Source organism: Actinomadura keratinilytica, from assembly GCF_039539665.1.
Taxonomy (GTDB): domain Bacteria; phylum Actinomycetota; class Actinomycetes; order Streptosporangiales; family Streptosporangiaceae; genus Spirillospora; species Spirillospora keratinilytica.
In genome coordinates, this window is the sequence record NZ_BAABDO010000052.1 from 36,993 (window position 1) to 43,162 (window position 6,170).

Here is a 6,170-nt window from a genome sequence, read left to right on the forward strand (position 1 = left end):
CACCTGCACCGATAGGGTTTCGTTCATGACTCTCACGCTCCTTCCCGCAGTCGACGTCGCCGGCGGCCAGGCCGTCCGCCTGGTCCAGGGCGAGGCGGGCACCGAGACCTCCTACGGCGCCCCGCTGGAGGCCGCCCTGGCCTGGCAGAAGGCGGGAGCGGAGTGGATCCATCTGGTCGACCTGGACGCCGCGTTCGGCCGCGGCTCCAACCGCGAGCTGCTGGCCGAGGTGGTCGGGCGGCTGGACGTGAAGGTGGAGCTGTCCGGCGGCATCCGCGACGACGCGTCCCTGCAGGCCGCCCTGGCGACCGGCTGCGCCCGCGTCAACATCGGCACCGCCGCGCTGGAGAACCCCGAATGGTGCCGCAAGATCATCGCCTCGCACGGCGAGAGGATCGCGGTGGGGCTGGACGTGCGCGGCGACGTGCTGGCCGCGCGCGGCTGGACCCGCGAGGGCGGCGACCTGTGGGAGGTGCTCGACCGGCTGGAGGACGACGGCTGCCCGCGCTACGTCGTCACCGACGTCACCAAGGACGGCACCCTGCGCGGCCCCAACGTCGACCTGCTGCGCCGCGTGTGCGCCCGCACCGACAAGCCCGTCATCGCCTCCGGCGGCGTCTCGTCCCTGGACGACCTGCGCGACATCGCCGCCCTGGTCCCCGAGGGCGTCGAGGGGGCGATCGTGGGCAAGGCGCTGTACGCGGGGGCGTTCACGCTGGAGGAGGCCCTGGAGGCGGTGCGATGAGCCCGGCGGCGAGCAGCGGGGTCGCGGTGCGCGTCATCCCGTGCCTGGACGTGGACGCCGGGCGCGTGGTGAAGGGCGTCAACTTCCAGAACCTGCGCGACGCGGGCGACCCGGTCGAGCTGGCCCGCCGCTACGACGCCGAGGGCGCCGACGAGCTGACCTTCCTGGACATCACCGCGTCCAGCGCCGACCGGTCCACCACCTACGACGTGGTGCGGCGCACCGCCGAGCAGGTGTTCATCCCGCTGACCGTCGGCGGCGGCGTGCGCACCGTCGAGGACGTGGACCGGCTGCTGCGCGCCGGCGCCGACAAGGTGTCGGTGAACACCGCCGCGATCGCCCGCCCGGAGTTCCTGCGCGAGGCCGCGCACCGCTTCGGGTCGCAGTGCGTGGTGCTGTCGGTGGACGCCCGCCGCGCCGCGGGCACCCCGTCGGGGTTCGAGGTGACCACGCACGGCGGCCGCCGCGGCACCGGCATCGACGCGCTGGAGTGGGCGCGGCGCGGCGAGGAGCTGGGCGTGGGGGAGATCCTGCTCAACTCCATGGACGCCGACGGCACCAAGGCCGGGTTCGACCTGGAGATGCTGCGCCGGGTCCGCGAGGCGGTCTCGGTGCCGGTGATCGCCAGCGGCGGCGCGGGGGCGCTGGAGCACTTCGCCCCGGCGGTCGAGGCGGGCGCCGACGCCGTGCTGGCCGCCAGCGTCTTCCACTTCGGCGACCTGAAAATCTCCGACGTCAAGGACGCCCTGCGCGCCGCCGGCCACCCCGTCCGCTGACGCGGCGGGAGGCGAGGGGCCGGAAAGGGGTCAGCACGCCCCGAAAACGGGCGGGTCCTCGGCTTCGGGGTCGCAGACGGCGGCCTCGGGCGAGCGCTCCACGACCGGCAGCAGGAACGCCGACGGGTGGTCGGGGTCGTGGAAGACCTCCTGGTCGGCGGGGACACCCGGGGACGCCGCGGTGGCCAGCGGCTCGCCCGTGCCCGGGTTGACCGCCACCTTCGGGTAGGCGCCGCTGGTGACGTGCACCCGGATGCGGTGGCCGCGGCAGAAGCGGTGCCCGACCGGCCACAGGTCGATCGCCACCCGCCGCACGCCGTCCGTCCCCACCGGCCCGCCGGCGGCCGGGTGCCGCGGATCCAGGCGCAGCCCGCCCTCGCAGACGTTGCGGGACGTGCCGTCCGGCGCCACGTCGCACAGCCGCACCAGAAAGTCGGTGTGCTCGCGGCTGGACCGCACGAACAGGTCCGCGACGACGGGCCCGATGAGGTCCAGGTCCTTCTTCAGCACGGCCGAGGTGAACACCAACACGTCCCGCCGCTTCTCCAGGGGCCGGTTGTCGACCGGCTTGGACGACCCCAGCAGCGAGGGGCCGCCCAGGGCGGGTGTGGGGTCGGACGGGTCGAACCGGTAGGTGCTGGGCCGGGTGTCCTGGGGCCCGTCCTCGCCGAGCCCGCCGCCCCCGTGCAGGTGCCAGCGCTCCCGCCGCATCCCGGGCGGAGGCCAGTCGCGGTAGTCGCGCCACTCGCGCGCACCCGTCACGTACAGGCGGACGGGGCTGGCGCGCACGGCCGTAAGGTCGCCGCGCAGGTGCGCCTTGAACCAGGCCAGCGCCTCGCGGAACGCCACCAGGCTGTGCCGGGCGTCGGCGTGCCACCACGGCCCGATGGTCAGGTAGGGGCGGTGCCCCGCGGCCCGCAGCGCCAGGTAGTCCTTGACCTGCCAGGGCAGGAACACGTCGTACCAGCCGCCCAGCAGCGTGACCGGCGCCGCCACCTGCCCGACCGTGCCGCTGAAGTCGCGGCGCCGCCAGTACTCGGCACCGGACTCGTGGTTGGCCAGCAGGTCGCGGTAGAACCGCATCGGCTCGCCGCCCGCCAGCACGTCCAGCTCCGACAGCGGGCGCAGCGAGCGGGCCGCGCGCAGGGCCCGGCGCCGGGACACCAGGGGCGCGGTGAGCAGGCCGAGCGTCGAGGTCTGCCGGCGGGTCAGCTCCGTCCAGCCGAGCGTGGACTCCAGGGCGAAGGAGCCGCCCACGTACGCGGCCTCCCGGAACGACGACGCGGTGATCTGCAGGGCCATCGCCTTCAGCCCGGGCCCGGCCTCGGCCGCCAGCGCCCACGCCGAGTAGCCCAGGTAGCTGGCCCCGTAGGCGGCGAACGACCCGTCGAACCACGGCTGCTCGCGCAGCCAGGCGACCGTGGCCAGCCCGTCCTCCCGCTCGTTGCCGAGCGGGTCGAACTCGCCCCCCGACCCGAACGTGCCGCGCACGCTCTGCACCAGCAGCTGGAACCCGAACGGCACGAACGGCAGGCCGTTCAGCACGGCGGCGGGGCCGCGCCGCCCGTACGGCGTCCGCACCAGGATGGTGGGCGCGGACCGCGCGCCGCGCGGGACGTACCGGTCGGCCAGCAGCGTCACCCCGTCCGGCATGGTGACCGGGATGTCGCGCTCGACGGTGTAGCGGGGGAGGGAGCGGGTCAGGCGGATCGGCGCCGGCGGCAGTCGGTCCAGGCGGTCCCTGAGGGCCATGGGAACTCCGCATCTCGTGGCTACTACCTGGTAACCACGGTATCCGCTGATTCGGCGTATCGCCACGGCCGCCGCCGCAGGTCAGGCCCCCGCCCGACCCTGCCTCGGGACGCTCCGCCATCATGTACTCACGTGACGCGACCGCGATTTCGGGCAGGTCACCACGAGGGCAGGGGCCTGACGGCCGGCTTGGGGCGATCACGGGGACGGGGAGGGCCGACGATGTGGGCCGGGCACTACTCGCCGACGGGGCCGCGTGCGCGCGGTGCGCTGCGGAGCGCGGGCCCGCCGCCGGTGCGCCCGGCCGCCGGCTGGTACGCCCTGCCCGTGGCGCTGCTGCTGGCCGCGGTCACCGGGCTGACGGCCGTGATCGCCGCCACCTGGGACGCCTCCGAGGCCGCCCAGGCCGATCCGGTCGTCGTCGACGGGCAGGGCACGCTGCGGCCCGACCTGGCCGCCGGACGCCGCTACCTGCTGTACGTCCCGAGCGGCGCGCCCGCGCCCGCCTCGTGCGCGGCCACCGTCGGCGCCTGGTCGGTGCCGCTCGCGCTGACCAGGTCGGACCCGCGCAGCGCCACCCGCCGGCGCGGCTACCGCTTCGTCGGCTCGTTCCGCGCCCCGGCGTCCGGGCCGACCCGGCTCACCTGCGCGGGCGGCGCCTCCCGCCTCATGATCGCGCCGGACGACGCGGTGCACGGCCTGCTGGGCCTGGCCGCCCTGGCGGCCATGGCCCTGGCCGGCGCCGGCGTGGTGAGCCTCGTGGTGATCTTCGTGCGGCGGTCGGTCACCCGGCGCCGGCTGTTCTACGGCCGGCCCTGAACCCGGCGTCCGGGCGCGGCGCCCGGGCGGGCCGCCTCGACGCGGTGCCCGGACGCCGCGCCCGGTCAGGCCAGGAGGGTCTCGCCGATCCAGCCGCCGGGGCCGCAGCCCGGCGGCACCGCGAACACGGCCGACCCCACCGGAGTGATCCACAGGTTGAGCAGGTCGGAGTCGGCCAGCCTCCGCTGGACCGGGACGAACTGGCGGTCCAGGTCGGCCTGGTAGGAGACGAACAGCAGCCCCGAGTCGCCCACCCCGTCGGAGCTGATCCCCTCGTCGTAGTTGTAGCTGCGGCGCAGCATGCGCAGCGCCGGGTCGCCGACGCGGGCGAGGCGGATGTGGGCGTTGTCGGAGATGACCGGGAAGCCGTGCTCGTCCTTGGCGGTGAAGTCGGGTTCGTCGTGTTCGGCCTTGCCGGTGAGCGGGGCTCCGGTCTTGATGTCGCGGCCCACGGCGAACGCCTTGGCCGCCTCGTCGGCGGCGTCCCACTTCTCCAGGTCCATGCTGATGCGCCGCAGCACCATGACGGTGCCGCCGCGCAGCCAGTCCGGCCCGTCGCCGATCCACACGGCCCTGTCCAGGTCGGTGGGCTGGACGGTGCCGTCGAGCTGGCCCATGAGGTTGCGCTGGGTCTGCCCCGCCGGCTGGTTGCGGCGGAACCCGCGCTGGGTCCAGCGCACGGTGGCGAAGTCGCGGGCGTCCTTGACGATCAGGCGCAGCGCGTGGGCGACGGTGACGGCGTCGTCGGCGCAGAGCTGGACGAGCAGGTCGCCGCCGCTCCACCGGTCCTGCAGCCGGTCGGTGGCGAAGCGCGGGAGGTCGAGGCGGGGCTGCCGGTCGCGCAGCCCGGCCCGGGCGAACAGGCCCGGCCCGAACCCGAAGGTGACGGTGAGCCGCGCGGGCAGGTCGGCGAGCTCGGGCTGGGCGTCGGCCAGCCCCGCGCGGCCGGCGGTGAGACGGCGGGCGTCGTCGGTGAGCAGGCGCATGAGCCGGCCCAGCGCGGCCCGGTCGGTGCCGGGGCGCAGGTCGAACGCGACGAACACCGCGTGGATCTGCGGGTGGGTGGCGATGCCGGCCTGGTGCGGCCCGTAGAACGGCTCGGCGGCCGGGGTCGCCGCGGGCGTCGGCGCGGCGGCGGGCCGGTCGGCGCGGCAGGCCGCGGTGGCGGCCACCGCCGCCACCGCCCCGCCGACGAACAGGGCCCGCCGGGTGGGATGGCGGTCCATCAGTGGCCCGCCCCGGGCTCGTAGTTCTCGTTGCCGCCCTGGAAGGACTTGCCCACCGCGGTGAACTCGACCGTGCCGCCGCCCGCGAGGGCGAGGGTGAAGGCGACCTGGTCGCCGGGCCTGATCGGCTTCGCCAGGTCCATCAGCATGATGTGGTAGCCGCCGGGCTTGAGCTCCAGCCGGCCGCCGGCGGGGACGGTGAAGCCCCCCTGGACCGGCCGCATCTTCGCCTCGCCGCCGGAGTCGGCGACCTCGTGCAGTTCCACCTTCGGCGAGGCGGGAGTGACGGCGGAGGCGACGGTGATGGCGGAGCCGGTGGTGTTGACCAGGACGCCGAACGCGGCGGTCATGCCCTTGTCGGCGGCCTTCACCCAGGCGTCCTGGACCGTCAGGGCGGCGGCGCGGCCGGAGGACGCGGGGGACGCGGAGGATGCGGCGGGGCTGCTCGGAGCGTCGGCGGCGGAGTCGCCGCCGCCGCAGCCGGCGAGCGCGAGGCAGGCCGCGGCCAGGGGCGCGGCGGCGGTCGTGGGACGGAACGCGGAACGGAACGTGTGACGGAACGTATGACGGAAGCCGTGCACGGCGAAACCCTTCTGGTTCTGGGCGCGCGGCGGCACCGGCGGCCCGCGCTCAGGGCGCGGCCGTCCGTGCCGGTCGCGGATGATCGGAGGGAGCCGTCCCGGCGCGGTCGGCGGGACGGCTCGCACGCCCCGCGCTCGCGGGGCGTGCGGAGACGGGCGCTCAGCGCGCCGCGACGGGCGCGGGCGGCCCCCGCAGAACCAGAACGTGGCGGAGCAGCGCGACGCGCGGCCGGGCCGGTGCGTCGAAGTCGGAGGCCAAGCGGTCTTAGGA

6 protein-coding genes are annotated in these 6,170 nt (G+C 75.8%); 3 read left to right on the forward strand and 3 right to left on the reverse strand.

What is annotated here, in order from left to right:
* Positions 1 to 25 precede the first annotated feature (25 nt).
* Entirely contained in the window at positions 26 to 745 is a 720-nt protein-coding gene (gene priA, locus ABD879_RS17745) for a bifunctional 1-(5-phosphoribosyl)-5-((5-phosphoribosylamino)methylideneamino)imidazole-4-carboxamide isomerase/phosphoribosylanthranilate isomerase PriA (RefSeq protein ID WP_345022555.1), read from the forward strand.
* A complete protein-coding gene (hisF, locus tag ABD879_RS17750; RefSeq protein ID WP_345022556.1) occupies positions 742 to 1,521 on the forward strand; it encodes an imidazole glycerol phosphate synthase subunit HisF in 780 nt (259 codons plus the stop codon). Before priA ends, hisF begins: the two co-directional genes overlap by 4 nt.
* Before the next feature lie 30 nt (positions 1,522 to 1,551).
* On the opposite strand, the gene ABD879_RS17755 is transcribed toward hisF, so the two are convergent.
* On the reverse strand, positions 1,552 to 3,273 hold the full coding sequence (locus ABD879_RS17755; protein ID WP_345022557.1) for a CocE/NonD family hydrolase: 1,722 nt from the start codon (positions 3,271 to 3,273) through the stop codon (positions 1,552 to 1,554).
* A gap of 222 nt (positions 3,274 to 3,495) precedes the next feature.
* Here ABD879_RS17755 and ABD879_RS17760 point away from each other — a divergent pair, with 222 nt between their 5' ends.
* The gene (locus tag ABD879_RS17760) at positions 3,496 to 4,092 is read left to right on the forward strand and encodes a hypothetical protein (protein WP_345022558.1); all 597 of its coding nucleotides are present in this window, start codon (positions 3,496 to 3,498) and stop codon (positions 4,090 to 4,092) included.
* Between the two features lie 65 nt (positions 4,093 to 4,157).
* On the opposite strand, the gene ABD879_RS17765 is transcribed toward ABD879_RS17760, so the two are convergent.
* Both ABD879_RS17765 and ABD879_RS17770 read right to left on the reverse strand, forming a co-directional pair.
* Complete coding sequence (locus tag ABD879_RS17765) at positions 4,158 to 5,318, reverse strand: Dyp-type peroxidase (RefSeq protein ID WP_345022559.1); 1,161 nt, start codon at positions 5,316 to 5,318, stop codon at positions 4,158 to 4,160.
* On the reverse strand, positions 5,318 to 5,899 hold the full coding sequence (locus ABD879_RS17770) for a copper chaperone PCu(A)C (RefSeq protein WP_345022560.1): 582 nt from the start codon (positions 5,897 to 5,899) through the stop codon (positions 5,318 to 5,320). The genes ABD879_RS17765 and ABD879_RS17770 overlap by 1 nt, the downstream gene beginning before the upstream one ends.
* Positions 5,900 to 6,170: the final 271 nt, after the last annotated feature.

Coding starts and splice junctions, on each gene's coding strand:
- priA (WP_345022555.1), top strand. CDS start 26: ATGACTCTCACGCTCCTTCCCGCAGTCGACGTCGCCGGCGGCCAGGCC.
- ABD879_RS17765 (WP_345022559.1), bottom strand. CDS start 5,318: ATGGACCGCCATCCCACCCGGCGGGCCCTGTTCGTCGGCGGGGCGGTG.
- ABD879_RS17755 (WP_345022557.1), bottom strand. CDS start 3,273: ATGGCCCTCAGGGACCGCCTGGACCGACTGCCGCCGGCGCCGATCCGC.
- ABD879_RS17760 (WP_345022558.1), top strand. CDS start 3,496: ATGTGGGCCGGGCACTACTCGCCGACGGGGCCGCGTGCGCGCGGTGCG.
- hisF (WP_345022556.1), top strand. CDS start 742: ATGAGCCCGGCGGCGAGCAGCGGGGTCGCGGTGCGCGTCATCCCGTGC.